This is a genomic window from Paenibacillus sp. S28, from assembly GCF_016624415.1.
Taxonomy (GTDB): domain Bacteria; phylum Bacillota; class Bacilli; order Paenibacillales; family Paenibacillaceae; genus Paenibacillus_AQ; species Paenibacillus_AQ favisporus.
Genome location: NZ_JACVTM010000006.1, coordinates 160,162 through 186,616 on the forward strand (window position 1 = coordinate 160,162; position 26,455 = coordinate 186,616).

A 26,455-nucleotide genomic window follows, 5' to 3' on the forward strand; every position below is an offset into this window, starting at 1 on the left:
AGAATAGGGGTATTGAACCAAGATGGAGAAGGGTCATATCAATAAATACGGCATGATGTCTTATGATACGAAGGATCTTGTGATCCGCGACGATATTATGTCCAAGGCCAAGGAACTGGCCGAACTGATTTCCGGAAGCGAAGAAGTGCAGCAATTCCAGAAGGCGGAGGAGAAAATCCGCAATCATGAGCGCGTGCAAAGCCTCATTGCCACTATCAAGAAGAAGCAGAAAGAGATCGTGGCCTTCGAATCCTTCCAAAATCAGGAAATGGTTGCCAAAATCGAGAAAGAAATCGAAGCGCTGCAGGATGAGATCGATGCGATTCCTCTCGTGAACGAATTTCAGCAAAGCCAAAGCGATATTAACTATTTGCTGCAGCTGGTCATTTCCGTCATCCATGATACGGTATCGGAAAAGGTCAACGTGGAAGCGGGAACGGAAGCACCTCCTTCCAGCTGCGGCTAACCTTTACAAGGCTGCGGACGAGACGTCCGCGCCTTTTTTTCAAATGCAGATCGCATGGCTTTCGTGGTTTCGCTGAGTACCAGAATAACATCGGAGCGAAGGCCCCACGCCGCTGTGGGGTTATTTTTTGTCATCGGGAAACGAGGGGGAATCAAGCCAGGCGGTAGGCTATCCAAACCGACTTATGGGATAGAGCAGACGAATTTGGTTAAACATGAACGTAAACAGTTATCGCTGACAACATAGAGAAAAACGAAGGCGGCTTCTCCGGCAAAGGATGCTGGGGGAATACGCGAAAAATGACAGCATGGGGGAGACGACAATGAACGCATTGGAACAAATGGTGGCCCGGGGACAGGATTCGTTCTGGGCGTATCTCGGCTGCGAGCTGGTATCCGCAAGCAAGGAAGAAGTGGTCATTGCGCTCGATGCCAAGCAGCACCACACCAATTCCATGGGCATCATCCATGGGGGCGTGCTGACATCCTTGATGGACCAGGCGATGGGAATGGTAGCGACTGCGGCTAAAAATATCGACAGCTGCGTTACTACCGACATTAACGTGCACTTTATGAATGCGATGGTTCCGGGGAGATTAACGGTGACGGCCAAGGTGCTGCACGAAGCGGGCCGGTCTCTCGTCACCGAAGCAAAAATTAACGACAGTGAAGGCACGTTGGCTTGTATGGCGACAGCTACGTTTCGGGTAGTAAACCGCAAGTAGCTATTTACGGGGGATTTTTGCTTTCGTGTGCAGGACAAAACAATCGAACGCGGCTTACACAACATAGACAGAATGACTTGACTTTTTTTATCTATAGTTCATAATGAAAGTATCAAAAAGATGTTATGTGGTGATAAGATGACTGAAAATGAGAAAGCAAGCGGCAGACCGAAAGAGAAGACCGCCGAGGAGATGGGGTACTCCCCGAAGAAGTACCGCACGCCTGACGGTGTACCCGCGGACATTGTGATGTTTACGCTGACCAAGCGCGAGCGCAAGACCGTGACCAAAACGCTGCCGATCCGGGAGCTAAAGGTCATGCTGATCCGCCGGAAGTCGTGGCCGTTCGCGGGGATGTGGGCGCTGCCCGGAGGATTCTGCCAGGAAAGCGAATCGATCTATGACGCGGCAAAGCGTGAGCTCAAGGAAGAAACCGGTGTCGACGGCGGACACCTCGAGTATTTAGGCGTATACAGCAAGCCGGGAAGAGACCCGCGCGGCTGGATTATCAGCAACGCCTTCTTCGCCTTGGTGGAAGAATGGATGCTGGAGAGCAGACAGGCGGCGGACGATGCCGGCGAGGTTGGTCTGTTCGGCATCGATGAGGTGCTGAACGAGCTGGAGCTGGCCTTTGACCACCGGGAAATCATCCAGGATGCGTACCACCGGATTCAGCAGCAGATGCTGCATTCCACGATTGCGCGCCAATTTTTGCCCGAGCAGTTTACGTTAAGCGAGCTGTACCAGGTCATCCAGACCGTCGTTCCGGAATTCAGCGAGCCGAATTTTATCCGTAAAATTACGTCTACGCGCAGCCGGCAGGGGATCCTCGAAGAAGTACGCGACGAGAACGGAAAGCCGCTGAGCTCCAACCAGTATTCCCAGCGACCGGCTCAGCTGTACCGGTTCACCGATTACGTGCCGCTGCTATCCATTTATACCTAAGGGAGTGAAGGTAGATGAAAGCACTGATCGTTATCGATTTTACGAATGATTTTGTCGACGGAAGCCTGCCTGTAGGCCAGCCTGCAGTGGATATCGCGCCGGCAGTAGCCGCCATCACTAAAGACTTCGTCGATCGCGGCGACTGGGTCGTCATGGCTGTGGATCTGCACGAGAAGGACGATCCTCATCATCCGGAGACAAAGCTGTTTCCTCCCCACAACCTACGCGGCACGCGGGGAAGAGAACTGTACGGCCCGCTGGAGAAGGTATACAACGACCATCGCGATGCGATTTACTGGATGGACAAAACGCGGTACAGCGCTTTTTGTGGAACGGATCTCGAACTCAAATTGAGGGAGCGCGGCATCACCGAAGTGTATCTGATCGGGGTATGCACCGATATTTGCGTGCTGCACACCGCTGTAGAGGCGTACAATAAGGGCTTCGGCATCACGGTGTACGAAGATGCTGTAGCCAGCTTCAACCCGGATGGGCATACGTGGGCATTGCAGCATTTTAAAAACAGTTTGGGTGCGCAGGTTGTCAAAGGAGCAGAGCAGTAAAGACGATGGCCCGGGACACCGGGCCTGCCTGATATGACAGGCGTACCAGCAAGGAGGAACTCGGGATGCAGACGATGGGTCTGGCCTTACACACGGATAAATACCAAATCAACATGATGTACGCGCATTGGGTGAACGGCTCGCACCGGCAAAAAGCGGTGTTCGAGGCGTACTTCCGCAAGCTTCCCTTCGGAAACGGGTATGCGGTTTTCGCCGGCCTGGAGCGTATCGTGCATTACATAGCCAATCTCCGGTTTACCGATGAGGATATAAAGTATTTATCCGAGCAGGAAGAGAATTACGATTCGGCGTTTTTGGAGGAATTAAAGCAGTTCCGGTTTTGCGGCACGTTGCACTCGATGAAGGAAGGCGCGCTCGTCTTTCCAAACGAACCGTTGGTCCGCGTGGAAGGCACCATTATGGAAGCCCAGCTGGTGGAAACGGCGCTGCTCAATTTCATGAATTTCCAGACACTGATTGCCACTAAGGCGTCTCGAATCAAGCAGGTCGCCGGCGACGATATTTTGCTCGAATTCGGCACGCGCCGGGCGCAGGAAGCCGATGCTGCGGTATGGGGGGCACGGGCCGCTTATGTGGCTGGTTTTCACGCAACCTCCAATATGCTCGCTGGAGAGAAATTCGGCATCCCGACAAAAGGAACGCATGCCCATTCATGGGTACAGACCTTCGAAAGCGAACAGGCGGCGTTCGACGTTTATGCCAAGGTCATGCCGGATCAAGTGACGCTCCTCGTGGACACGTACGACACGCTCAAGAGCGGTGTGCCGCATGCGATCGAAACGGCCAAGAAGCTGGAGGCGATGGGCAAGAAGATGAACGCCATTCGTCTGGACAGCGGTGACCTGGCGTACTTATCGATCAAAGCGCGCGAGATGCTCGATCAGGCCGGATTGAACTATGTGAAGATCGTGGCCTCGAATGACCTCGACGAAAACACCATTTTTAACCTGAAGGCGCAAGGGGCACGGATCGATACGTGGGGCGTAGGCACCCAGCTGATTACGGCGGCCGACCAGCCGGCGCTGGGCGGTGTTTATAAGCTGGTGGAACGCGAGATTAAGGGCAAGATGATACCGACGATCAAAATATCGGGCAATCCCGAAAAAGTATCGACACCGGGCAAAAAGAACGTCTACCGGATCGTGGACCGGGTCAGCGGGAAAGCAACGGCGGATTACATCGCCTTCCCTGGCGAGGAAAAGCCGCATGACGGCCTCCGTTTGAAGCTGTTTAATCCGCAGCACCCGTATTTGCAGAAATACGTAAAAAACTACGATGCCATTGAAATGCTTACACCGGTTTTCGAGAACGGCCTGCTGGTGTACAAACTGCCGTCGCTGGATGAAATCCGGGAATACCACCGGGAGCAGATGGATTTATTTTGGCCGGAATACTTACGCAAGCTGAATCCGGAAATTTATCGCATCAATATCAGCGAGAAAGTATGGGACATGAAGCAAAAGATGATGGCGGAATATATGCAGCAGGATGAGTAGCTGCAAAAGCGAGCCGATGAGGGGGGACCAAGGGTCGCCCCTTTTTTTTATATATTAGACTGTATTAGTATCTGGAGACCGTCAGCCTTACCGCTTAACCAATAATAATATCGAGACGGGTTCTTCTCGTGCAGATATTTAGGGTGGGAAGCAGGGCATTATTTCTCGGGAAAGCGCAGAATCAGGCATACTCCGATGCACTTCCCGATCATTCGACAGCTGTCGATCGCACGGTAGGCTGATGATTGGCTTGACCTTGCCAAGCTCCCAACATTTCATGCCATGAACTATTTGGCACTGGAAGGGCAGGGTATTGGGTTTCGTTCTTAGACCGTATTTTGAAAGGGACCACGGACAGCGGTATAATATGGACAATCTTAAGGAGGGACGACGCATATGGAAAAGTTTCAGGCTTTTATGGTCCGAAAAGACGAGAATGGCGGATTCCGGAGCGGGATCGAAACGCTGACCGAGGGTCAGCTGCCGCCGGGTGATGTAACGATCCGCGTTCATTATTCGGGAGTGAATTACAAGGACGGATTGGCAAGCTTGCCTGATGGGAAGGTCGTCTCCAGGTATCCGATGGTGCCGGGCATTGACCTTGCTGGCGTAGTCACGCATTCGGAGCACCCGGCGTTTAAGCCCGGTGACCAGGTGCTGTGCACGGGGTACGGTGTAGGGACCGACCATTTTGGAGGATTCAGCGAATACGCCCGCCTTAAAGGTGATTGGCTGGTACACCTTCCAGAGGGACTCAGCATGCGAGAGGTCATGGGAATCGGGACGGCCGGATTTACCGCCGCCTTATCGGTTGATGCGTTGATCCGGAGCGGCCTCACGCCGGAAAGCGGAGAGGTGCTGGTGACCGGAGCGACGGGCGGTGTCGGCAGCTTTGCTGTCAGCATATTGTCCCGGCTCGGATATCAAGTGACTGCCAGCACAGGCAAGCTGGAAGCCCAGAAGGATTGGCTCACCGGGCTCGGGGCGAGCGCCGTGGTCGGGAGGGAAGAGATTTCCGCCCCGGTTCAAGGCGTGCTGTCCAAGAGCCGCTGGGCCGGCGTGGTCGACCCTGTCGGGGGTCCACAGCTGGGGACGCTGCTGAAAAGCGTTAAATACGGCGGCGGCATCGCCCTTTCCGGATTGACCGGAGGAACGGCGTTCGAAAGTTCGGTTCATCCTTTTATCCTGCGCGGCATCAACCTGTTCGGGATCGATTCCGTGTTCTGTCCGATGGAAACCCGGAGCCGGGTCTGGAAGCTGCTCGGATCAGCGTGGAAGCCGGAGACAGCATTGTCCCAAGGATTAACCGAATGCGGATTGAGCGATCTTCCGGACGTCCTGGAGGCTATTCTGCGCGGAAAAGCTGTGGGGCGGACGCTGCTCCGCTTGGAATCTTTGTCCGAGTGAACCGCGCTGCATAAACCGTATGCTTTGATGGCATTCTAACCCTATATCATCTTAGTGCCGCTACAATCGGCAACAGGAATCTGGAAGGGATGAACCATCATGAAGAAACGGGTAGCGGGAGTTCTGGCCGGTATGCTGGTTACAGCCGCCATGGCCGGATGCGATTCGCATGAAGTCGTCAAAAAAGAAACGAAACTATATAATATGCAGTCTTATTCGGAGGGAAACCTTCGGGCGCAATCCCAAGGCAAAGGGCTGAACGGCAAGTTTCTGAAGGAGATGCAGATTCAGTTCGGGCATGAAGGGGTCCCTCTGACCCATGAGATGTACGCGGAGGACGGAAGAGGCAATATCAGTTATATGTACATGATCGCCGGCAATCCGCTGCAATATATTACGCTGCATGTCTTTTCAAACGAAGCGGAGCGGGTCGAGCGGATTCATAACTGGTACGGTGACCAAAAATTGATCGATACGCCGCGGTCCCGGACGGTCATCTATAACTATTCTACCGCTTCGCTGATTTACACGTCCTCCGGCAAAGAGAAGGGCAAATACGACCCGGAAGTGAAAAAGGTGTTTAATTCCCTGATCGAGCGGATGAAATAATTCAGGGAAAAAAACGAAAATGCCGGCTCATCTGCGATGAGTCCGGCATTTTTGTGTTTGCGTTTCGTTTACCCGCAGTCTATTCCTTCTTGTAAATTTCCCGCATGACATGCCGGAGCTCCGGCACGATGATCTTTTCCAACGCCAGCTTGACGGCCCCTCTGGACCCCGGCATAGAAAAGACGGCGGTCTTACCGACCGTACCGGCGATGGCCCGGCTCAGAATCGCTGCCGCCCCGATATCCTCCGTGTAGCTCAGGTACCGGAATATTTCTCCAAAGCCGGGCATTTCCTTGTCCAGCAGGGAAGAGACCGCCTCGTACGTCGTGTCTCTCGGCGAAATGCCGGTTCCCCCGGTGAGCAGCAAAGCCTCGACATCCGGACGCGCTGACGCTGCGTGCACCAGCTCGCGGATTCCCTCGTAATCGTCCGCCACGATGGTATAATCGGCAATCCGGTAGCCCGCTTTCTCAAGCAGGGAGATCATCAGCTGTCCGCCGGTATCGGTTTCTTTGGTACGGGTATCCGAGACGGTCACGACCATGCAGGACACCGTCGCGGGTGCCTGGCTTCGATGCTCGTCCACAGACTTCATGTTCATACGTTATCAACTCCTACGATCTTTTCTGGCTATTTCACTAGGATAGTCTTTTCCAGAATGCCTTGCAAGTTGAAGGCGACAACGGCAATGACTTAGCAGTGGTAAGCTACAGGGGGCGGTAAGGGAGGGGAAAAGGGTGCCTTGCGGCAGTGATGGGTGCTGTAGTACACTGTGCTAGTCATGCAAGGAAGGATAACGGAGGAGATATCATATGAGCCAAACGACGCCAATTTACATACTGTCCGGATTTCTAGGTAGCGGAAAAACGACATTACTGCAGCAGCTGATAGACCATTGGCAAGGCGAGGGATTGCTGCCTGCCGTCATCATGAACGAGGTCGGTGACGTGAACCTCGACGGGCTGCAGGTGCAGGAGCAGGTCCCGATGACGGAAATGCTGAGCGGCTGCATCTGCTGCTCGATCCGCGGGGACTTGAGCGGGGAAATCGCCGGTCTGATCCAGCGCGAGGCACCGGATGTCATCGTGGTCGAAGCGACGGGCATCGCCAATCCGATGGAAATTTTGGAGGGGGTGTCCGAGGCAGCTCTCTATTTGCCGATCGACCTGAGGGGCATCATAACGGTCGTGGACTCCGCTCATTTGCTGGAGCTTTACAACGTTCAGAAGGGCAAAACCTACCGGCTCATGCAGGAACAGATCCGCTGTGCATCGGCATTGATTCTGAACAAAATGGACAGGGTCAAAGAAGAGGAGGAAGGCCTGCTGCAAAGCATTGTTGAACGGTGGAACGGATACGCTGGGGTGTGGAAGGCGGTCCGGTGCCGGGTGGACATCCCGGCGCTGCTTGATGCTCTGGGAGGAGTCAAGGCAGATTGGACTCGCGCGGCAGACAATGAGAGCAAGCAGGCTTCGGGAGAGCTTGCACCGCAAAATGGCCGGGAGCAGAACGCCGAATCGCACGGTGAATCGGCTTCGGATCATGGCGGGGAATCGCAAACTTTGCACCACCCGCATCATGCCCATAAATCGCACAACCATGAATCACATGCCCATGAATCGCATGATCATGTTATGGTTTACACCCATTATTTTAAAGGTCCCGTCGAGAGCCTGGCCTTTGAACGGTTGATCGCCAATCTTCCGCGGGACGTGTACCGGGCCAAAGGTGTTCTGACCTTCAGTGATACGGCCAGCCGCTTCCTATTCCAATATGCCTTCCGGGAGTCCGATTTTATGAAAATCACCCCGCAGGGAAATGTTCCGGATGTTGCGGTTTTCATCGGCGAGCACTTTTCGCGGAGTGAGCTCGAACAAGCTTTGCTCAGCCTGGAACAAGGCGGGGCGCGGAAGACAGACTGAATTTTCCTGGTTATAACGCCTCCCAAACGGTTAATAGATGTGCAGAGCAATAAATCACGGGAGGTAGATCGATCATGATGAATCAGGAACAACAGTACAAGGATTGTATCGAAGCCTGTTTGCAGTGCATGAATGCCTGTAATGTGTGTTATGTGTCCAGTCTGAAGGAGTATGAGCTCGCCATGCTGCGTGAATGCATCCGTCTGGACCGGGAATGCGCGGATATTTGCGATTTGGCGGCGCAGTCGATGCTTCGCCACAGCCCGTTTGTGACGCAGATCTGCGAGCTGTGCATCACGGCCTGTGAAGCGTGCGCCGATGAATGCAGCAAGCACGAGCACGATCACTGCCAAGCATGCGCCGAGGCCTGCCGCCGCTGCGCCGAAGCCTGCCGGCAAATGCTCGTCGCGGCCTGACCGATCATTATACAGCATTGAACGATTGCCTGATTGCCGAGGGATGACCCGGCGGTCAGGCTTTTTTCGTTTCAGGGTTACACATCCGTCTATGCGATTGTTTTTCCAATGATCCGGGTAACATATGGATGGTTACTACAACCTGAATCGGCAGAAGGGAGAACAACATGGACAAGCAAAAGACCAAGGAATCTTCAAGTTTCATCCCCTACATACCTGCATCCAGAACACTGCCGGAACTTACGGTGCTGGCCGTCATTCTGGGCATCATCCTGGCGGTTGTTTTCGCAGCTGCCAATGCCTACCTGGGACTTAAAATCGGGCTGACGGTCAGCGCATCCATTCCAGCCGCCGTCATATCGCTTGGTGTCCTGCGAGGATTGTTTAAACGAAAATCGATCCTGGAAAACAATATCGTGCAAACGATGACGACAGCGGGCGAGGCGGTGGCAGCCGGGGCGATCTTTACCTTGCCCGCCCTGTATATGTGGAATCAAGTCCCGGGCATCGGAACCGTCAGCTTCATCGTGCTCGTCGGGGGATTTTTGGGCGTCGCGATGATGATCCCGCTGCGCCGGCTGCTGATCGTCAATGAGCATCAGACGCTGCCTTACCCGGAAGGCACCGCCTGCGCCGAAGTTCTCATATCGGGAGAAACCGGCGGCAAGAGCGCAAAAATGGTGCTGTACGGATTTATCGCCGGCGGGCTGGTGAAAGCGCTGGGTGATGGCTTCAAGTGGTTCAAGACCGAGATCGAAACCGGCATTTACCGGTTTAAAAACGCGGTCATCGGCATGGATACATACCCTGCGCTGCTTGGCGTAGGCTACATTATCGGTCCGGCGATTTCGGGGCAGATGCTTGCCGGCGGGATCATGGCCTGGCTCGTGATGATTCCGATGATAGGATTTTTCGGCGGAGGCGCACAGGCTGTGCTGTCACCGGCCGAAGCACCGATCCCGCAGCTGGACGCCTGGGGCATCTGGGAGGGCTACATCCGCTACATTGGCGCGGGCGCAGTGGCGGCAGGTGGATTGATCACGCTGGTCAAAACCCTGCCCATGCTGTTCAGTTCGCTGGCGGCGACTTTGTCCGGCTTGAGCAAACGAAACGAGCAGAAGGTTGCGCTGGACCGCACCCACTTTGATATTCCAGGCTTTTGGGTGACGATCATGATTGCGCTTCTCGTTATTATCATCGCGTTTGCCCCGCTGACCGACGTGGGGATCATTGGCGCGATCGCCATCGCCATTTTCGGCTTTTTGTTCGTAACGGTCGCTTCCCGGATTGTTGGCCTGGTAGGCAGCTCCTCCTCACCGGTGTCCGGCATGACGATTGCGACGCTGCTCATCGTAACGTTTATTTTTAAGATGACCGGGTTATCAGGTATGGGGGGAATGATCGCCGCACTGACGGTTGGAGCGATCGTCTGCGTCGCGTTGGCTGTGGCCGGGGACATTTCTCAGGATTTGAAAACAGGTTACCTGGTGGGCGGGACGCCTTGGAAGCAGCAGGTAGCCATGATGATCGGGGTACTCGTATCCGGTCTGGTGATCGGCTTCATTCTGTCCGTACTGAACGAAAGCTACGGACTCGGATCCGAGCAGCTCCCAGCGCCGAAGGCCGTATTGATGCGGCTGATCGTGGAGGGGATCATGTCGAACAATTTGCCGTGGGAGCTGATTTATATCGGTGCGGCTTCGGCGGTTGTGTTCGAGTTCTTGGGTCTCAACTCGCTGACCGTAGCGGTCGGCATCTACCTGCCGATTCATGTCAGCACCCCGATCATGGTCGGCGGTATCGTTCGCTGGTTTGTGGAATGGCGATCACGGAAGGACGCCGGATTGCTCAAAGCCAGGGTGGAAACGGGGACGCTGCTGGCTTCGGGCCTGATCGCCGGCGAATCGCTGATCGGGGTGATCATTGCGATCCTGATCTGGCTCGGCGTTCCGATTCCGGGAGACGTTCTGGTCTCCAGCAATGTGCTTCCGCTGGTTGTTTTCCTGCTAGTCGTCGTAATGCTGGCCTGGATCTCTCTCCGGCAAAAGAAAGAGTCCGTCGTGACGAAGCGGGAGGTGTAGCAACATGCTGGGCTACCGGAAAAAGCGGAAGGACGCCGCGGGAATACCGATCAACTTGCTGGACTTGGTTCCGGTGCTGCATTCGAAGGTGAAGTGGGAAAAGACCGAAGGGATTGTGACGTTGTCTGTGCCGCGGGAGGGATGGCTGGCCCGCCAGTCGGTCAAATGGATGAAACAGCCGGCGGTCGTCCGAATCCGGCTGGATGCGCTGGGCAGTGAAGTGGCCGCCTGCTGCGACGGTTCCCACTCGGTGGCGGATATCGCAGGCAAGCTCCATGCCCGGTTCGGTGAGCAGGCGGAGCCGCTGCTGCCAAGGCTGGCCAAGTTTATCGAGCTGCTGGAAATGAACGATTTGGCCGTATGCCGTCCCGGTGATTCCTGCCAACGGGCACAGGATGCATAAGAGGTAACATGAACAGGCAATCCTGCGGCAGGAAATTGGGGTGTTGCATTCTTTGCTGTCCCCCGTGTATACTATTGGAAAATTGAACGTCATGGAACGGGAGAGTAGTGAAGCGTCAGGGCATCAAGCGAGCCGGGGATGGTGGAAGCCGGTATGCCGCGATTCATGAAGCGCACCCGGGAGACGGCCTTTTGAACTAAAACCGCTAGATGGGTGCGGAGTAGAGAGGTCCGGTTAGCCGCCGTTACAGGCTTCAAGGGAAACGGATGCCGTGCTGGCGCATGGGCCGTTTACTTAGAGTGGTACCGCGGGAATTCAGCTCTCGTCTCTATATTAGAGACGGGGGCTTTTTTGATTTTTGATAGTCGTTACGATATGGAAAGGATGATTGTTATGTTACAGGAATGGATCGCGTCGGCGCTCGAGCCGCACGTGCCGTGGACGAAGCAGCAAATCGAGGATCTGCTGGAAATCCCGCCGCAGCCGCAGATGGGGGATGTCGCTTTCCCATGCTTTACGCTGGCCAAAACGTTTAAAAAATCGCCTGCGGACATCGCCAAAGAGCTGGCTGCCCACTTTGACGGGCGAAACGGAATACAGGCGGAGGCCGCCGGCCCTTATGTCAACTTCAGGCTGGACCGGAAGCGTTATGAACAGCAAATCATGGACGAGTTGACGGCGACGGATCATAGACCGAACCTGGGAAAAGGAGAAAAAGTGCTCATCGACATGTCCTCGCCGAACATCGCGAAGCCGATGGGCATCGGGCATCTGCGCTCCACGATGATCGGCGCCGCCCTGTACAACATGTACAAATTGGCGGGGTACGACGTGGCCAGCATCAACCATCTGGGAGACTGGGGCACGCAGTTCGGCAAGCAAATCGCCGCATACAAACGCTGGGGGAACGATGAAGCCATTGCGGCCAATCCGATCAAGGAATCGCTGAAGCTCTACGTTCAGTTTCATGAGGAAGCACCCCATGATGAGACGCTGGAGCCGGAGGCCAGGGACTGGTTCCGGAAGCTGGAATCCGGGGATGAGGAAGCTTACCGGCTCTGGAAATATTTCGTGGACGTCAGCTTGGAGGAGTTTCAGCGGATGTACGATCGCCTGGGCGTCAGCTTCGACTATACGCTCGGGGAAAGCTTTTACAACGACAAGATGGGTGCCGTCGTGGATCAGCTGCGCGACCAGCATCTGCTCGAAGAGAGCGATGGCGCGCTGGTCGTGCGCCTGGATGAGGAGGGGATGCCGCCTTGCCTGATCATCAAAACGGACGGAACGACCATCTACCCGACGCGTGACCTGGCAACCGCCCTTTACCGGCACGATGTCTTGAAAGGCGACAAGCTGCTGTATGTCGTGGGCGGCGAGCAGAGGCTGCACTTTCAGCAGGTATTTGCCGTGCTGCGCCGTATGGGAGCAGACTGGGTGGATCAATGCGAGCATGTACCGTTTGGCCTGATGCGCTTTGAAGGAAAGAAAATGTCCACCCGCCGCGGCAAGATCGTCTATCTTGAGGAAGTGCTGGATGAGGCGGTTGCCCGGGCATTGCAAATCATCGAAGAGAAAAACAGCAGCCTCGAACATAAGGAGGAGGTCGCGGAGGCGGTCGGCATTGGGGCGATAATTTTCGGGGACTTGAAAAACAACCGCCAGAACGAAGTGGATTTTTCCCTGGAGGAAGCGCTGAACTTCGATGGGGAGACAGGGCCGTATCTTCAGTACACGTATGCGCGTACCCAAAGCGTGCTGTCCAAAGGACGCGCGGCAGGGGAACCGGAGAGTGGAACGGCCGGGCCTGCCCAAGCGGTTAACGGCCAGCTTGGAGATTCCGGATGGGAGCTGCTGAAGCTGCTGACCCGCTTCCCGGATCAGCTGAAGCGCGGAATCCAGAACAACGAGCCGTCGGTGATGGCGCGGTATGCGCTGGATGTAGCTCAAGCGTTCAACCATTTTTACAACAAGGAACGGATTGTCACCGAGGACAGCAGCCTGAGGGAAGCGAGACTGAAGCTGACAGAGCTGACGGGCGATTCGTTAGCGAGAACGATGCATCTGCTCGGATTAAAAACGCCGCAGCGGATGTGACGCCATTTGTTGAAACGGGAGGAGAGTTGGTTGGCTGTACAGGAGCAAGGAAGCGGCCGGCGGAACACGCCGGCGGAGATCATCCTCCGGCTGGAGGATGTCAGCAAACGCTACGACCGCCGGGTAGTGATTGAGCATATGACGCTCGAGATCGCCAAAGGGGAGTGCACGGCGCTGGTCGGGAAGAACGGCTCGGGCAAAAGCACGCTGCTGCGCTTGTTGGCCGGATTATCCCGTCCTACCGAGGGAAGACGGCGGGTGGAGGATGTCCGAAGCCCCACGATTGGACTTGTCGCCGAGAAGTTTCCGGCGCTGCCGTTTACGCCGGGCGAGTTTTTAATGAGCATGGGCATTACGCGAGGGATGGACAAGCGGACCGTCCAGACGGAAATATCCGAATGGCTCAAGAGACTGGGTATGGATTCGTACAGGGATGTTCGAATGAGCCATTTTTCGAAAGGCATGCTGCAGAAGATCAATCTGGTTCAGGCGGTGATGGGGAAACCAAGGCTTCTCCTGCTGGATGAGCCCTTATCCGGCATAGACGTCCCCTCGCAGAAGGAGGTGGTCCGCCTGCTGATGGACATGAAGGGGATGGGGACTGCGATGGTGATGTCCGTCCATGAGCCGGAGCTGATCAACCAGACAGCGGATCGCATCGTACTGCTTGAGAACGGAAAGATCGTTAAGGAGGAACGCGGGTTCCGCATAGAAACGGTCCGGTATGCGACTATTGTTTTTCATGGAGATCCGCTGCGCGTCCGCCAGTCTTTAGAGGGGATCGGCGATAGGGAAGTGGCTTGGGTAAAAGAGGGGGCGGAATCCGAGATTCATGTAAGAACGGACTTGAGCGATCATGTGCTGCAGTTGATCCTTAACGGCGGGGGTCATATCGTATCCGTTTCGCAGCACGAACCCTCCGAAGTGGATCTAGGCGAGCTGCTCAAGACTGCGGTGGCTGCCTTAGAAGGAGGAGCGCTATGATCCGTCTCGCTTCTTTTTTACTTGCCAGCTACATCCGGTCTTACCGATACTTTGCTCCTGTGGGGAGCATGCTAATTGCGATGATGCTTTTGTACTCCTACAAGCCGAACCCGGTGATGGACAGCTATGCGGTCACTTCCGCATTTCTGTTTGTCGGCGGGGCTTGGTTGTCGTTCAGCTTCCTGAATCATGCGGGCGCCGTATTGGAACAGCTCAGCGTGATTCACGCAGGGAGCATGCGGAAATATGCCGCAAGTCAAATGCTGGCTCTGCTCGCCGTCATCGTCTTTTTAAGCGCCTTTTTCCTGCTGTATCCTGTGGTGATGAACATGTTCGCCGAAACGGTCAGCGCACGGCAGTGGCTTATCGCTTCTTCCGGGCATCTGGCATTGGGCATGCTGGGCGCAGGCATCAGCTATTTCCTTCAAGCCGCTTACATCCGCAATATCAGCCGCGCGACGGCGATTCTGCTGATCATCGTCATTTTATCGATTGGGGCGAGGCAGATTGCGGCCAAGCTGCCCGAAGGGTTATCCTGGATCCGCTGGGCCTTCCCTCCGGTGGCTGAAATGATCGACACCCTGATGCGGAGTGATACCGCTCTCCTTACAGGAGTATGGGGAGTAATCGGGTATACGTACCTGTATGCTTTTGCTCTGGCCGCAGCCTATTGGATATTCTCTGCATACCGTGATGCCAGAACATAGGCTGATACATTGGGCTTTTCTCAGAACATTGGAACCGTTGATTTCCTTCTACCCCCGGGTTGTGATTGGACCGTAAGCACGGTAACATGGAGATAGGTCTATCCGATCAGGAATTTTTACATAAGAGGTTGAACCTCGGCAGCAGGAGTCAGGAGGAAAAGCATGAAATCAGTCGGTCTACAAGGTATCGAGCAGCAATCGAAGGAACTGTTCGCGTATTTCGGCTTGGCCGTATACTATTCGCAGGCATTGGAGCAGCAGCTGACCAATCTGCTGATGCTGATGAAGCTGTCGAAGGGGGAGGTTCCCTCCGAAGAGGAACTGACCGAGCTGTACCGCCGCAAGCTCAGCAGTTCCCTGGGCCAGCTCGTCAACGAAATCCGGCATCACTTTCCTTTTACGGAAGAAGAGACGCTTCTATTAAAAGAGGTATGGAAGCAGCGGAATTATATCGTTCACGATTATTTCAAGGAACGGATCAAGGAGACGTTCACGCCGGACGGGCGCGCACGGATGATCCGCGAGCTGACCGCTTTTCGGGATCAAGCCCAGGAGCTCGAGCAGAAGCTGCAGCGGTATACGAATGAATTATACGTCAAGCTGGGGCTGGAGAATGATCAGCCGGGAGTTTCCAATCCGCTCTGACTCGTCATAAAATAGGCATTCCGGCCTACGGGCATATTGAAACATTTGCGGGAGGTTCCCCGTCTGAGAGGCTGAGGAGGTGATTTGGATGAAAATCACAAAGAAATGGGCTGCGTTCATGGTGGCGGTAGGCTGTCTGGTGTCGGCGTCTTCCGCCTATGCATTCTCGGATCTGCCGAATAAGCAGCAGGAAGGTATCGCCGAAGCGCTGCAAACGCAAGGGGTCATTCACGGGATTTCAGCGGACCGGTTCGGTCCGGCCGAGCCGTTGACGGCAGCCCAAAGCGTGCAGATGCTGGTGAAAGCGATGAAGCTTCAGCCGGATGCAGGTGCAGCGAACGCCGGGACGCTGGCGGTTCCATCCACAGCTTGGTATGCTCAAGCAGCCGAAACGGCGCTGGATCACGGGCTTGTGGCATCGACCATCGGCAGCTGGAACGACAAAGTCACGAAGGAAGAGTTCGCGCAGATGCTCTACAAAGCCGTCACCGCTACCGGTGACTACCCGCTGATCAAAATGTACGTCACGGTCCAGGATGAGAACGATATGGCTTCCGGATCTCGGGAAGCCGTCCAGTTTCTGCTCCTTACCCACATAGCCGAACTAGATGCGCAGCAGAAATTCCATCCAAGGGACAACATCACCCGGATGGAGGCGGCAGAGATGGTCTATCACGCCATGAATTTCGTTGCTTCGCATCAGCCGGTAAATCAGCCGGAGAACGATGACCAGGTCGCTGTCAGTATAGAGAAGGTAAACGACCAGGTGAACCGGATCGTCCTTACCAAAGAGGACATGCCGAATCCGGGATACGGCCTCAAGATCGACCGGATCGAATTCGTCTCGGAAGGAAAGGCGGTCGCCTATTACACCGTCACGAAACCCGCCCCCGGCATGATGTATCCGCAGGTCATTTCCACGGCCAAGGCTTCCTTTTACATGGACAGCAAAATTCAGGTCAGCGTCAAGCAAACCGGCGGCGGCCTCGGTACGGGCATTTCCCTGAAGGGATCGCTCGAAGAGATGCCTTCCGTTACCCAATAAACCATGAATCGTATCGTCCGCACATCGCGGTGATACTGGATCCCCCTGCTTTCCGGATACCGGAGACAGGGGGATTTTTTTGCGGCTGGATCAAGAATAGAAATATTCCGGTTAAAAGTATCATTTTTCGTTGACGAGGCAAATAGTATCGCGGCACCCATCCCGTTTACAATGTTGGCAAGGGGGGAAGAGGATGTCGCAGCTAGCGAACAGCGTGCCCATCGCCGAGAGGAGGAAAAAGCGGGGATTGGCTTACCGGATGCTCAGGCAGTGGGATATTCAGCTGATGGTCATACCGGCGCTCATTTTGATTTTTATTTTTTCATACATACCGATGTACGGCGTACTGATGGCTTTTCAGGACTATAACATTTTTAACGGATTTTGGAACAGTCCATGGGTGGGATTCAAGCATTTCAGCATGTTTTTTCATGCACCGGAGTTTTGGACGATTCTGCGCAATACGATCATCATCAGCCTGCTGAAGTTTGGTATCGGGTTTCCCGCGCCGATCATTCTGGCCCTGATGCTGAACGAAGTCAGGCAAATGTTCTTCAAAAGGGTTGTTCAGACGATCAGCTACCTGCCGCACTTTCTGTCCTGGGTGATCGTAGCCGGGTTTGCCATGTCGATCCTGTCCACGGATAACGGCAGCCTGAACATCCTGCTGCAGAAGCTGCATTTGATTAAGGAGCCGATCGGCTTTTTGGGACGGGCGGAGTATTTCTGGGGCATTATCGTCTCGACCAGCGTTTGGAAGGAGATCGGATTCAATTCGATCGTGTATCTGGCGGCGATCGCAGGGATCAACCTCAGCCTGTATGAGGCGGCGTCGATCGACGGAGCGGGAAGGGTCAAGCAGGTATTCATGATCACGATCCCTTCCATTATGCCGGTGGTCGTTATCTTTATGATCCTGGCGATTGGCAATCTGCTGAGCGCCGGCTTTGAAGACATTCTCCTGCTCGGGGCAAATCCGGTGCTGCGGGATGTGGCCAGCGTCATCGATACCTATGTGTACCGGGTGGGCATCACGAACCAGCGCTACTCGTACGCCACGGCGGTGGGCTTGTTCAAGGCTGTGATCAGCGTCGGCCTGCTGACCTTTGCCAACTACTTTGCCCGCAGGTCGGGAAACAGCTTGTGGTAAGCGCGGGAGACACCGCAGGAAACAGGGAGGCTGCAGTATTGTGAAATATACAAGTACCGGTGACCGGATCATGATGGTCTTCATTTATTTGCTGCTAATTTTACTGGGATTCAGCACATTCTACCCGTTCTGGAACGGACTGGTCATTTCGCTGAACAACGGCATGGATACGGCACTCGGCGGGATCACGTTCTGGCCGCGGGTATGGTCGCTGGAAAATTACCGGGTCGTCTTTCAGGATGACCGGATTGCCAACGCGTTTTTGATCAGCGTGCTCCGGACGGTCGTCGGCACCATTCTGTCGGTGCTGTGCACCGCCATCTTCGCCTACGGCATGACGAAGAAAGAACTGATCGGCCGCAAGTTTTACATGCTGATGTGCGTCGTGACGATGTATTTCGGCGGCGGGCTCATTCCGACGTTTCTCGTCGTCCGCGGTCTGGGCTTGATGAATTCGTTCTGGGTGTTTATCATCCCGGGTCTGATCAGTGTATGGAACATGATCATCTTCCGGACGTTTTTCATGGGGCTTCCCGGAGGTCTGGAGGAATCGGCCAAAATCGACGGCTGCGGCAACTGGGCCACTTTTTTTCGGATCATCCTGCCGCTGTCGGGACCGGTCATCGCCACGCTCGGGCTGTTTACCGCGGTCGCTCATTGGAATGAGTGGTTTCTGCCCAGCATTTACATCACCAACGAGAAGCTGCTGCCGATCCAATCCATGCTTCAGCAGATACTGAGCACGAATATTATGACCGAGCAGATGTCCAAGCTGGACTCGGCTGCCCAGAGCAGGCTCGAAACGATGAAGAGTGTGACGACCAAGTCGCTTTCAATGGCGACGATGATGGTGGCGACGCTGCCGATTATCGCCGTGTACCCGTTTGTGCAGAAGTATTTCGTGAAGGGCGTTATGGTGGGATCGTTGAAGGAGTAGGGTTTGGAGCGATTGCTGCTTTGAACATAAATTTGACAATAGGGAAAAGGGGTTATCACGCATGAAAAGTTGGAGAAGATCGCTGCTCGTGGCCTTGGTGTTCCTGTGCACGACAGCCACGGCGCTGGCGGGCTGTTCTGGCGGCGGCGGGGAGAAGACGACCGACGGAGCCGCACTGAAGGCAGAGAGTAAAACCGAAACGAAAGAAGGAAGGGGCAGCGCCTCGGAGCCCTTCCAGCTCGGCAGCGCGCCAGTCGACTTTACGTTCTACGGCCACTATGACTGGTATACGATGCCGACCTGGGGCGGGGACGTTGCGAGCAAATGGATTCAGGATAACAAAAAGGTCAATGTCACGGCCATCAACTCCGGCGGCAATGCGGCCCAAAAGCTCAACACGATGATCGCTTCAAAAGAGCTGCCTGACGTGATCTGGATGGAGCGCGGCGCCGATGTGGAGCGGCTGCGTGCGGCAGGCATGCTGGTGCCTTATGACGACTATCTGGACAAATATCCGAATTTGAAAAAATGGGCCGGTGACTCGACGCTCAACATGCTCCGCTCAAGTGACGGTAAACTGTACCAATTCCCGAACTGGTATACCTCGCAGCCTGCGGGCAATGCCGGATACCTGATGAACAGCAAGGTGTACAAAGAGCTTGGCTCGCCAAAGCTGGAGACAACTGACGATCTGTATAACTACCTGAAGAGCGTGAAGGCCAAGTATCCGAACATGGTGCCGTTCGAGCCGGATTTGGCCAAGGACGGGCAGGGGCTTGATATTTTGTACGGGGCGTTCGGGGAAGACCATCCGCCGGTGTATTTGAAAGAGAGAGCCGTGCCGGTCGACAATAAGCTGACGTCTATTTTCCAGGATCCAGTCTACCGCGAGTCCATGCAGTTTGCTTCCAAGCTGTTCCGCGAAAAGCTGATGGCCCAGGACGCATTAACCCAAACGAAAGACCAGATTCTTGAAAAAGCGTACAACGGCCGTATTGCCATCGCAGCCGGAGCGAGCCCGACGGAATACGGCAGCAAGGGCGACGTGGAGCTCAAGAAAAAGGACCCGACCTCCGGTTACGAAATGATCTGGCCAGTGCATAAGGAAGGGCTGGACAAAAACAAGATTTGGACGGGAACCTACAATCAGCTGGGCTGGAACGTGGCCGTCATTACGAAGTCCGCCAAGGATCCTGAGAAGATCTTTGCGTTCCTTGACTGGCTGACCGGAGAGGAAGGAAGCCGGGTCATCATGTGGGGACCTGAAGGAACGCTGTGGCAGGGCACGGATGAAGAAGGATATCCGGTCTTTACCGACACATACACTAACGACATCCAAAAGCGCAGCGATATTATGGATGCGACGGTGAATCTCCAGTGGAACGGCAATACCGTCTATATCGACAAGTCGAAGATGAAGTTTGAGAAGACGCTCCCGCCGGAAAAACAGAATTGGGAAAGCCGCTACCAATCCGAAATTACGTGGAAAACGCAGTATAACGCCACCGCCTTCGTCAACCTGAGCCCGATGCCGGATACCGAAGAAGGTATCATTCAGCAGAGCGTGGACGAAATCTTCTCCGAATCCCGCGCCAAAGCGCTGTATGCGAAGAGCGACGACGAGGTGCTGGCGATTCTGGACCAGGCGCAGAAGGACGCATTGGCGGTCGGATACGACAAACTGCTCGAATACAAGACGCAGAAATGGCAGGAGAACCTGAAAAAAATCGGCGGTCAGTAATCTAAATCTAGCATGTTCTAGTATAATGATACTAATTCTTCTAATCGCGAGGATGCCGTCCCGACCCGGGGCGGCTGCTCGCTTCTCCAGCGTCCGGGGCGTATTCAGGGTAGATGGCATGATCGCGTGGGACGGATGAACGGCTGTTTGTCTGAAGCCGGGATCTGACCATAGTATTCATTTTAATGATCAGGAGATGAGCTCATGTACAAGGTGTTGATCGTGGATGACGAGATTCTTGATCTGGAGGGTATGCGCTCTTTTATTCCTTGGGCAGAACTGGGGCTGGAAGTGACAGGCGCGGTGAACAATGGGTTTGACGCCTTGGCACTGCTGGAACGCCAGCCGGTCGATATTTTAGTAACAGACGTACATATGCCTAGCATGACAGGCCTGGAGCTGGCCAGAAAGGCACGGGAGTTCGCGGGCCGGCTTCGGGTTATTTTCGTGAGCGGTTACCAGGATTTTCACTATGTCAAAGAGGCGATTGCCCTGAATGCGTTCAGCTACGTGCTGAAGCCGATGGACGATAAGGAGCTGACCGATGCGCTGCGCACCGTCGTGCAGCAGCTTGATCAGGAGAAACGGCGGCAGCAGAACGAACAGGCTTACCGGGAAATCGCCAAAAACGACTATCTGTTGAAGCTTCTCGAAGGCGCGGAAGCCGAAGAGGCTGCCGGGGTGCTGCAGGAAAGCTACGGGTTTGACCGTTTGGGATGGCCTGTGCGTGCGGCCGCCGTCGAACTGGACGACCTCAGCTGGAAGCTCGACCCGATGCCGGAACACCGCCAGCAGGAATGGTTCAACCGATTTTACGATTCGCTGGTTCCGCTGCTCACCGAGGCCCGGATCCGGCATGTGTGCAAAACTTCGCGACGGCGGATTTTCGTGCTGATCGAGGACGGGGTGAACTTACAAGCGCTGTCGGCTCTGGCGGATCGGATTCAAGAGCTGCATCCCTTCTCCGTCACGGTCGGTGTAGGAGAAGAAGCGGTAAATCTGACCGGGCTGCGCCGTTCTTACGGTGAGGCTCTGGAGGCGCTGTCGTGCAAGCTGATTGCCGGCAAGGGCCGGGTCATCCGCCATGGGGAACTGAAATGGGACGATGAACTCGAGCAGCCTTCCCAAACCGCTCTACCGCCGGAGCCGCTGTATACCGCTGTAGTGAACTTCGATCTCGTCACTGTCAGCGACGAAATCGACCGGCTGTTCGCCGCTGCGGCCGGGATGAGGTCGAAGCTGAAAATCCAATATTTCGTCATGCACATCCTGCTTGGGCTCGAGCATCACCTCCGGGCGATCAACGAGAGCCTTGCGAACGCCCTCCAAGAGGAAACGGGAGGCAGTCCGGATGTGATGCTGCAGCTCGAGACGATCGACGATATCCGTTCCTGGCTGCGAAAACGGCTCTTTGCCGCCGCAGAGGTTATTCAACGCCGTAAGCAGAAGAAAAGCTCGAAGCTCGTTGACGAAATGATCCGGTACGTGAAAGAGCAGCTGCACGAAAATGTGACGCTGAAGGAGGTCGCAGACCACCTATGCTTTTCCCCAAACTATTTGGGAACGCTCTTCAAGGAAGTGATGGGCACGAATTTCAGCGAATACGTCATTCACCTGCGGATGGAGAAAGCGGGCGAGCTCCTCAGGGATCCCAGAGTGAAGGTCTACGAAGTGGCCGACCGGGTCGGGTACCGGTATATGCCCTATTTCAGCCGGCAATTTAAAGAGGTGTTCGGCATGACGCCGGGCCAGTTCCGGAGAAACGTATAATGAGGCGCGCGGCAATGAGGCCGCCAGGCGGGAAGCTGTTCCTGCCCTTTGGCGTCAAACTGTTTATCTCCTATTTGGTGCTGATCATCGTGCCGATTTTTATGTTCGGTTATATCGCCAATACAATCCTCGTCAACTCCTACCGCGAGCAAATGAACACGAATTTGACCGGGACGCTGAAGCAGATCCGCGACAACATCGCCTATAAAATGGAGGACACGCAGCGGCTGTCGGACTTGCTGTACTTTGACGAAAGCATGCCCTTGGAGCTGATGCGATACGAGGAGGGCTGGGTCAGCTACCAGACGACAAAAAAGCTTCTGATTCCAAAGTTCCGCCAAGTCACGGATTCGAGCAACCTGCGGATCTGGATGAGCATTTATTTAAAAAACGAAACGCTGCCCGAAATCTATAACGCCGACCCGCAGGGAACGGACCCTTTGACCAGGGGCAATCATTGGGATTTGTACCATTTGAACCGGATTCAGAACAAACCGTGGTACGCTGACTTTCCTCCGGAGGAATACGGAAAAACCGTCGTGTGGAGGCAGGTGGAAGACGACGGCATGTTCGGGAGAATCTCGCTGCTGCGGCGGCTGGTCGATACCCGCGATCCAATGAAGCTGGAGACGATCGGGTTTATCCGGATCAGCGTTTATTTGTCCGAAATTTTCCGGAGCGTCGATGCGGGCAAAATCGGCAGCGGCAGCATGCTGTCGATCAGCGGGGAGGGTGGCCGGCGAATGTACGCTTCCGGCGAAAGCGGTCTGCTGCTGGCTTCCGAACCCGGGAGCAAGATGGAGATCGATCCGGGCCGCTATACGATGCTGGAGGAAACGCTGCCGGAGCTCGGCTGGAACTTGGCGGCCTATGTGCCGAACAGCGTGGTAGAGCAGGACACACGCAAGGTGAACCTGCTTACGCTGATCATTTGTCTGCTCAGCGTAGGCCTGATCTCGATCGTCGCCTACGGGGTGTCCCGCTTCTTTTCCAGAAGGGTGTCCAAGGTCGTGTCGGTGCTGCAGCGTTTTCAGCAGGGGGATTTCCACAAGCGGATCCATTACCGGGGGAACGACGAATTTACGATCATCGCCGGCTCGCTGAACAAGCTGGGCGAGCAGACGGAACATTTGATCCAGGAAGTGTACGTCACGAATTTAAAGAAAAAGGAAGCAGAGCTCGAGACGCTGCAGGCCCAGATCAACCCGCACTTCCTGTACAATACGCTCTCATCGATCAGCCGGCTGGCCAAGTTCGGGCAAGTGGATAAGCAGCACCAGATGGTGATGAACCTGGCGAAGTTTTACCGGCTGTCACTGAATGAAGGGCAGACCGTCATTTCGATTTATCATGAAATCGAGCAGGCGCAGGCATACATCGATATCCAGCAGGTCAAGTACGGTGAGCGGATGGAGGTTCATTTTGACATCGACCCGCAGATCGTCAAGTTTATGACGGTGAAGCTGATTCTTCAGCCGTTTATCGAGAACGCGCTGCAGCATGCCTGGCGCGGGGACCGGATTTATATCCGGGTTGTCGGGCGGATGGACGCCGGGACCGGCTCGATCGTCTTCCAGATCATCGATGACGGCAGCGGGATGACGCGGGAGCGGGTGGAGGAGCTGTCCGGCTCAGGCTCAGGCTCGGGTGCGGGCACGGCCGGGTCAGGCACCTCGCAGCAGCGTAAAGGTTACGGCATCCGGAACGTAAACGACCGGATCAAGCTGTATTTCGGCAGCGATTACGGCGTCTCCCTGTACAGCCGGCCGGGGATCGGAACCTGCGTGTCGATCCGGATTCCGGTGCAGCCGCGCAGCCGGGGCGAACAACAGCAGAACGGTCATGACCATATCGGGAGGACAGGATGAGCAGAAGAGAAACGGGAGATGCAGCTGAGGAAACCGCTGTAACAGTATTGCATAGCAGCCGTAAGCCGTACGGGGATGATGACAGAGCCGGATAAGCGCAGCGCCGAAAAGGCTGAGCAGGCGCATGGTGGTGTAACAGCATGCCCGTCCATTATCAGCCGAACAGAAGTAGTAATAGACTGGTTACTTAGTGTATGCTCATGGCATTAAAAAGGGAGCGATCCGATTACGGATTCTCTCCCTTTTGCTGTTTTTTCGTTTATGTTGTTTTCACGGCATTGGAACGATGGACACGCAACCGCGGAGTGACCTAAGGCCGAGATGCACAGCATGTAGGCCGTATGACGATGCCCAGCGAACCGGCGAATTACACCGGTGAAGGCGCCTGAACCGGCGGCTGTGCCTTGATCCCGTTGTCCGTGGCAGGTGCCGCTGCACTAGAGCCCTGCTGAAGCTGATACATTTGATAGTATCTGCCGCCGAGCTTCATCAGCTCGTCATGGCTGCCCTTCTCGACAATCTCGCCCCGGTGCAGCACCAGAATCTGATCGGCACTGCGGATGGTCGAGAGACGGTGCGCGATGATGAACGTCGTACGGCCCTTCTTCAGTACCTCCAGCGCGGATTGGATCAGGCTCTCCGTCTCGGTATCGATGTTGGCCGTGGCCTCGTCGAGGATGAGGATCGCCGGATCGAAGGCGAGCGCGCGTGCAAACGAGATCAGCTGGCGCTGCCCCGCCGAGAGTGTGCTGCCCTTCTCGACGACGGGCTCATCGAAGCCCTGCGGCAGATGCGCAAGGATCCGCTCGGCGCCGACGTCGCGCAGCGCCTTTTCAATTTGCTCGCGCGAAATTTTTGCGTCGCCCAGGCTGACGTTCGAGGCGATCGTACCTGTGAAGAGGTACGGATCCTGGAGGACGATGCCCATATGATGGCGCAGCCACTGCTTCGGCAGTGCGGTCACTTCCTGGCCGTCGATGGTGATCGTCCCTTTTTGCGGGTCATAGAACCGGAACAGCAGGTTGATGATCGAGCTTTTGCCGGAACCGGTATGGCCGACCAAAGCTACCGTCTGTCCCTGCTTCGCTTCAAAATTGATGTTTTTCAGGACATAATGGTCTTCCTTGTAGGCAAAGGAGACGTTTTTGAACTCGACGTTGCCTTTGTACCGCGGCATACTCCCGTCCGTCACGTCTTCGCCCGGCTCATCCATCAGCGTAAATACGCGGCCGGCCGAGACCATGGAAGAGTCCAGGGCGGCGAGCTGATTGACCATACCGGTGATCGGCTGGAACAGGCGCCCCAGCACGTCGACGAAGGCATACAGCACGCCGAGCGACACGGCGCTGCCGCCGGTCAGCGTGCCAAAGCCGAAGTACCAGAGGATCACGGCAAAGGAAAAGCTGCGCAGCACGTTGACCAGGTTGTGCGTCGTTAACGCGTTCAAATTGAGCATTTTGTTCTGATGCTTCATATAGTCGTCGTTCAAGGCTTCAAACTCTTCGGACGTCTGCTTTTGCCGGCGGAATATGCGGATAATGGACATCCCTTGAATGGACTCATTGATGATGGCGTTAATTTCGCTTAAGCGCGACCGGATGATCGTGTTGTACTTGGTCGCGAATTTCCGGTAGAGCACGATCCATACGATCAGCAGCGGGACGACGAACAAGCAGATGAGGCCGAGCCGGACGTCCAGCAGGAACAAGGCGATATACACCCCGGTAATGTAGATGATCCCCGAGCTGAAGTTCGACAGCACCGCCACAAACAGGTCCTTGACCGCTTCGGTGTCATTGGTGATGCGGGAGACTACCTTGCCGGCAGGCAGTGTATCGAAGAAATACACCGGAAGCCGCTGCATATGCGCATAGATGTCAGTCCGGAGCTTCTGGATGACTTTGTTGGCGGAAGACTGCAGCCAGTACGTTTTGCCGAATTCCGTAAAGATGCTGATCACCAGGAAAATGCAGTACAGTCCGACGAGCTTCAAAATACCCGGAATTTCCAGCTTGTAGAAGGAATACAGCTCACTCGCGGACAGCTTGGCGGCTGGATAGGTTTCCACAGCGCCGCCGCGGCTGATCGTCAGCTGTCCGTTCTCGAATTTGCGCTCCCCGTCTGGATTGGCTACGGGCTGGTTGACAAAATAAAAGTCCCGTCCGGTTTGCAGCAGCCGGACTTCCTGGCCTTTGGCTTCTCCTTCACCGAAGCGGTCACCGCGCTTGTAATAATGGCCGTTGTAGGATACGGCGTTTTCAGATGATGTCGTTTCAAAATACGGCTTTTCAATACCCAGCATATGATCGTCGATCATCGTCTTGGCGATGAACGGGCCCGCAAGCTCGGCGCCGACGCCGATCGCAAGGGCGATGATGGCCGCGATAAAGATGCCTTTGGCGCATAGGGCGTACTGGAACAGCCGCTTGCCTACGCTAGCTTTGGAATTCATAGGTTTACA

General features: G+C 55.1%; 23 protein-coding genes and 1 other annotated feature. Of the genes, 21 read left to right on the forward strand and 2 right to left on the reverse strand.

From position 1 onward, the window contains the following. The first annotated feature begins 22 nt into the window (after positions 1-22). The 7 genes from IAE55_RS16490 (at position 23) to IAE55_RS16520 (ending at position 6,231) form a co-directional block, all read left to right on the forward strand. Complete coding sequence (locus tag IAE55_RS16490; RefSeq protein WP_076167971.1) at positions 23-466, forward strand: RicAFT regulatory complex protein RicA family protein; 444 nt, start codon at positions 23-25, stop codon at positions 464-466. Positions 467-788: 322 nt separating this feature from the next. After that, positions 789-1,190 carry a PaaI family thioesterase gene (locus IAE55_RS16495; RefSeq protein ID WP_076167968.1) on the forward strand — a complete coding sequence of 134 codons (402 nt, stop codon included), beginning with the start codon at positions 789-791 and terminating at the stop codon, positions 1,188-1,190. A gap of 192 nt (positions 1,191-1,382) precedes the next feature. Continuing rightward, the gene (locus IAE55_RS16500; protein WP_076169533.1) at positions 1,383-2,135 is read left to right on the forward strand and encodes an NUDIX hydrolase; all 753 of its coding nucleotides are present in this window, start codon (positions 1,383-1,385) and stop codon (positions 2,133-2,135) included. A gap of 14 nt (positions 2,136-2,149) precedes the next feature. After that, a complete protein-coding gene (locus IAE55_RS16505; protein WP_200633271.1) occupies positions 2,150-2,698 on the forward strand; it encodes a cysteine hydrolase family protein in 549 nt (182 codons plus the stop codon). 65 nt (positions 2,699-2,763) lie between these two features. Then, the gene (locus tag IAE55_RS16510) at positions 2,764-4,215 is read left to right on the forward strand and encodes a nicotinate phosphoribosyltransferase (protein ID WP_200633272.1); all 1,452 of its coding nucleotides are present in this window, start codon (positions 2,764-2,766) and stop codon (positions 4,213-4,215) included. A gap of 396 nt (positions 4,216-4,611) precedes the next feature. Then, positions 4,612-5,622: an acrylyl-CoA reductase family protein gene (locus IAE55_RS16515; protein ID WP_200633273.1), complete on the forward strand. Its 1,011-nt coding sequence runs from the start codon at positions 4,612-4,614 to the stop codon at positions 5,620-5,622. A gap of 99 nt (positions 5,623-5,721) precedes the next feature. Then, positions 5,722-6,231, forward strand: coding sequence for a hypothetical protein (locus tag IAE55_RS16520; protein WP_200633274.1), 510 nt, complete (start codon positions 5,722-5,724; stop codon positions 6,229-6,231). 79 nt (positions 6,232-6,310) lie between these two features. Here the strand turns inward: IAE55_RS16520 and IAE55_RS16525 are convergent, their stop codons facing one another. After that, positions 6,311-6,832, reverse strand: coding sequence for a MogA/MoaB family molybdenum cofactor biosynthesis protein (locus tag IAE55_RS16525; protein ID WP_145156782.1), 522 nt, complete (start codon positions 6,830-6,832; stop codon positions 6,311-6,313). Between the two features lie 211 nt (positions 6,833-7,043). Between IAE55_RS16525 and IAE55_RS16530 the strand changes: the two genes are divergently transcribed. From IAE55_RS16530 to IAE55_RS16595, 14 genes are all read left to right on the forward strand, one after another. Further along, positions 7,044-8,153 (forward strand): CobW family GTP-binding protein, encoded by a 1,110-nt coding sequence (locus IAE55_RS16530; RefSeq protein ID WP_200633275.1) that lies wholly within the window; start codon positions 7,044-7,046, stop codon positions 8,151-8,153. Positions 8,154-8,230: 77 nt separating this feature from the next. Then, on the forward strand, positions 8,231-8,569 hold the full coding sequence (locus tag IAE55_RS16535) for a four-helix bundle copper-binding protein (RefSeq protein WP_200633382.1): 339 nt from the start codon (positions 8,231-8,233) through the stop codon (positions 8,567-8,569). 167 nt (positions 8,570-8,736) lie between these two features. Beyond that, positions 8,737-10,650: an OPT family oligopeptide transporter gene (locus IAE55_RS16540; RefSeq protein WP_200633276.1), complete on the forward strand. Its 1,914-nt coding sequence runs from the start codon at positions 8,737-8,739 to the stop codon at positions 10,648-10,650. Between the two features lie 4 nt (positions 10,651-10,654). After that, a complete protein-coding gene (locus IAE55_RS16545) occupies positions 10,655-11,053 on the forward strand; it encodes a PqqD family protein (RefSeq protein WP_200633277.1) in 399 nt (132 codons plus the stop codon). Positions 11,054-11,136: 83 nt separating this feature from the next. Next, positions 11,137-11,386, forward strand: a binding site (T-box leader). Positions 11,387-11,446: 60 nt separating this feature from the next. Then, the gene (gene argS / locus IAE55_RS16550; protein WP_200633278.1) at positions 11,447-13,147 is read left to right on the forward strand and encodes an arginine--tRNA ligase; all 1,701 of its coding nucleotides are present in this window, start codon (positions 11,447-11,449) and stop codon (positions 13,145-13,147) included. A 30-nt stretch (positions 13,148-13,177) separates the two neighbouring features. After that, entirely contained in the window at positions 13,178-14,131 is a 954-nt protein-coding gene (locus IAE55_RS16555; RefSeq protein WP_200633279.1) for an ABC transporter ATP-binding protein, read from the forward strand. Further along, on the forward strand, positions 14,128-14,838 hold the full coding sequence (locus IAE55_RS16560) for a hypothetical protein (protein ID WP_200633280.1): 711 nt from the start codon (positions 14,128-14,130) through the stop codon (positions 14,836-14,838). Before IAE55_RS16555 ends, IAE55_RS16560 begins: the two co-directional genes overlap by 4 nt. A 162-nt stretch (positions 14,839-15,000) precedes the next feature. Further along, positions 15,001-15,483, forward strand: a complete 483-nt coding sequence (locus IAE55_RS16565) for a hypothetical protein (RefSeq protein WP_200633281.1) — start codon at positions 15,001-15,003, stop codon at positions 15,481-15,483. An 88-nt stretch (positions 15,484-15,571) separates the two neighbouring features. Continuing rightward, on the forward strand, positions 15,572-16,528 hold the full coding sequence (locus IAE55_RS16570) for a protease complex subunit PrcB family protein (RefSeq protein ID WP_200633282.1): 957 nt from the start codon (positions 15,572-15,574) through the stop codon (positions 16,526-16,528). Between the two features lie 259 nt (positions 16,529-16,787). After that, on the forward strand, positions 16,788-17,678 hold the full coding sequence (locus IAE55_RS16575; protein ID WP_442793336.1) for an ABC transporter permease: 891 nt from the start codon (positions 16,788-16,790) through the stop codon (positions 17,676-17,678). Between the two features lie 70 nt (positions 17,679-17,748). Continuing rightward, positions 17,749-18,615 carry a carbohydrate ABC transporter permease gene (locus tag IAE55_RS16580; RefSeq protein WP_089550132.1) on the forward strand — a complete coding sequence of 289 codons (867 nt, stop codon included), beginning with the start codon at positions 17,749-17,751 and terminating at the stop codon, positions 18,613-18,615. Positions 18,616-18,676: 61 nt separating this feature from the next. Further along, on the forward strand, positions 18,677-20,356 hold the full coding sequence (locus IAE55_RS16585) for an extracellular solute-binding protein (RefSeq protein ID WP_200633284.1): 1,680 nt from the start codon (positions 18,677-18,679) through the stop codon (positions 20,354-20,356). Positions 20,357-20,560: 204 nt separating this feature from the next. After that, entirely contained in the window at positions 20,561-22,126 is a 1,566-nt protein-coding gene (locus tag IAE55_RS16590; protein ID WP_200633285.1) for a response regulator, read from the forward strand. Next, a complete protein-coding gene (locus tag IAE55_RS16595) occupies positions 22,126-23,994 on the forward strand; it encodes a sensor histidine kinase (RefSeq protein ID WP_234489611.1) in 1,869 nt (622 codons plus the stop codon). The genes IAE55_RS16590 and IAE55_RS16595 overlap by 1 nt, the downstream gene beginning before the upstream one ends. Before the next feature lie 367 nt (positions 23,995-24,361). Here IAE55_RS16595 and IAE55_RS16600 read toward each other — a convergent pair whose 3' ends face one another. Then, positions 24,362-26,446: an ABC transporter ATP-binding protein gene (locus tag IAE55_RS16600; protein ID WP_200633286.1), complete on the reverse strand. Its 2,085-nt coding sequence runs from the start codon at positions 26,444-26,446 to the stop codon at positions 24,362-24,364. Between the last annotated feature and the right edge of the window lie 9 nt (positions 26,447-26,455).

Excerpts from the sequence above, each read along its gene's own strand:
- IAE55_RS16545 (WP_200633277.1), top strand. The coding sequence starts at position 10,655 with ATGCTGGGCTACCGGAAAAAGCGGAAGGACGCCGCGGGAATACCGATC.
- IAE55_RS16520 (WP_200633274.1), top strand. The coding sequence starts at position 5,722 with ATGAAGAAACGGGTAGCGGGAGTTCTGGCCGGTATGCTGGTTACAGCC.
- IAE55_RS16570 (WP_200633282.1), top strand. The coding sequence starts at position 15,572 with ATGAAAATCACAAAGAAATGGGCTGCGTTCATGGTGGCGGTAGGCTGT.
- IAE55_RS16590 (WP_200633285.1), top strand. The coding sequence starts at position 20,561 with ATGTACAAGGTGTTGATCGTGGATGACGAGATTCTTGATCTGGAGGGT.
- IAE55_RS16490 (WP_076167971.1), top strand. The coding sequence starts at position 23 with ATGGAGAAGGGTCATATCAATAAATACGGCATGATGTCTTATGATACG.
- IAE55_RS16600 (WP_200633286.1), bottom strand. The coding sequence starts at position 26,446 with ATGAATTCCAAAGCTAGCGTAGGCAAGCGGCTGTTCCAGTACGCCCTA.
- IAE55_RS16535 (WP_200633382.1), top strand. The coding sequence starts at position 8,231 with ATGAATCAGGAACAACAGTACAAGGATTGTATCGAAGCCTGTTTGCAG.
- IAE55_RS16530 (WP_200633275.1), top strand. The coding sequence starts at position 7,044 with ATGAGCCAAACGACGCCAATTTACATACTGTCCGGATTTCTAGGTAGC.
- IAE55_RS16495 (WP_076167968.1), top strand. The coding sequence starts at position 789 with ATGAACGCATTGGAACAAATGGTGGCCCGGGGACAGGATTCGTTCTGG.
- IAE55_RS16540 (WP_200633276.1), top strand. The coding sequence starts at position 8,737 with ATGGACAAGCAAAAGACCAAGGAATCTTCAAGTTTCATCCCCTACATA.
- IAE55_RS16585 (WP_200633284.1), top strand. The coding sequence starts at position 18,677 with ATGAAAAGTTGGAGAAGATCGCTGCTCGTGGCCTTGGTGTTCCTGTGC.
- IAE55_RS16595 (WP_234489611.1), top strand. The coding sequence starts at position 22,126 with ATGAGGCGCGCGGCAATGAGGCCGCCAGGCGGGAAGCTGTTCCTGCCC.
- argS (WP_200633278.1), top strand. The coding sequence starts at position 11,447 with ATGTTACAGGAATGGATCGCGTCGGCGCTCGAGCCGCACGTGCCGTGG.
- IAE55_RS16505 (WP_200633271.1), top strand. The coding sequence starts at position 2,150 with ATGAAAGCACTGATCGTTATCGATTTTACGAATGATTTTGTCGACGGA.
- IAE55_RS16575 (WP_442793336.1), top strand. The coding sequence starts at position 16,788 with ATGCTCAGGCAGTGGGATATTCAGCTGATGGTCATACCGGCGCTCATT.
- IAE55_RS16515 (WP_200633273.1), top strand. The coding sequence starts at position 4,612 with ATGGAAAAGTTTCAGGCTTTTATGGTCCGAAAAGACGAGAATGGCGGA.
- IAE55_RS16525 (WP_145156782.1), bottom strand. The coding sequence starts at position 6,832 with ATGAACATGAAGTCTGTGGACGAGCATCGAAGCCAGGCACCCGCGACG.
- IAE55_RS16560 (WP_200633280.1), top strand. The coding sequence starts at position 14,128 with ATGATCCGTCTCGCTTCTTTTTTACTTGCCAGCTACATCCGGTCTTAC.
- IAE55_RS16580 (WP_089550132.1), top strand. The coding sequence starts at position 17,749 with ATGATGGTCTTCATTTATTTGCTGCTAATTTTACTGGGATTCAGCACA.
- IAE55_RS16565 (WP_200633281.1), top strand. The coding sequence starts at position 15,001 with ATGAAATCAGTCGGTCTACAAGGTATCGAGCAGCAATCGAAGGAACTG.
- IAE55_RS16510 (WP_200633272.1), top strand. The coding sequence starts at position 2,764 with ATGCAGACGATGGGTCTGGCCTTACACACGGATAAATACCAAATCAAC.
- IAE55_RS16500 (WP_076169533.1), top strand. The coding sequence starts at position 1,383 with ATGGGGTACTCCCCGAAGAAGTACCGCACGCCTGACGGTGTACCCGCG.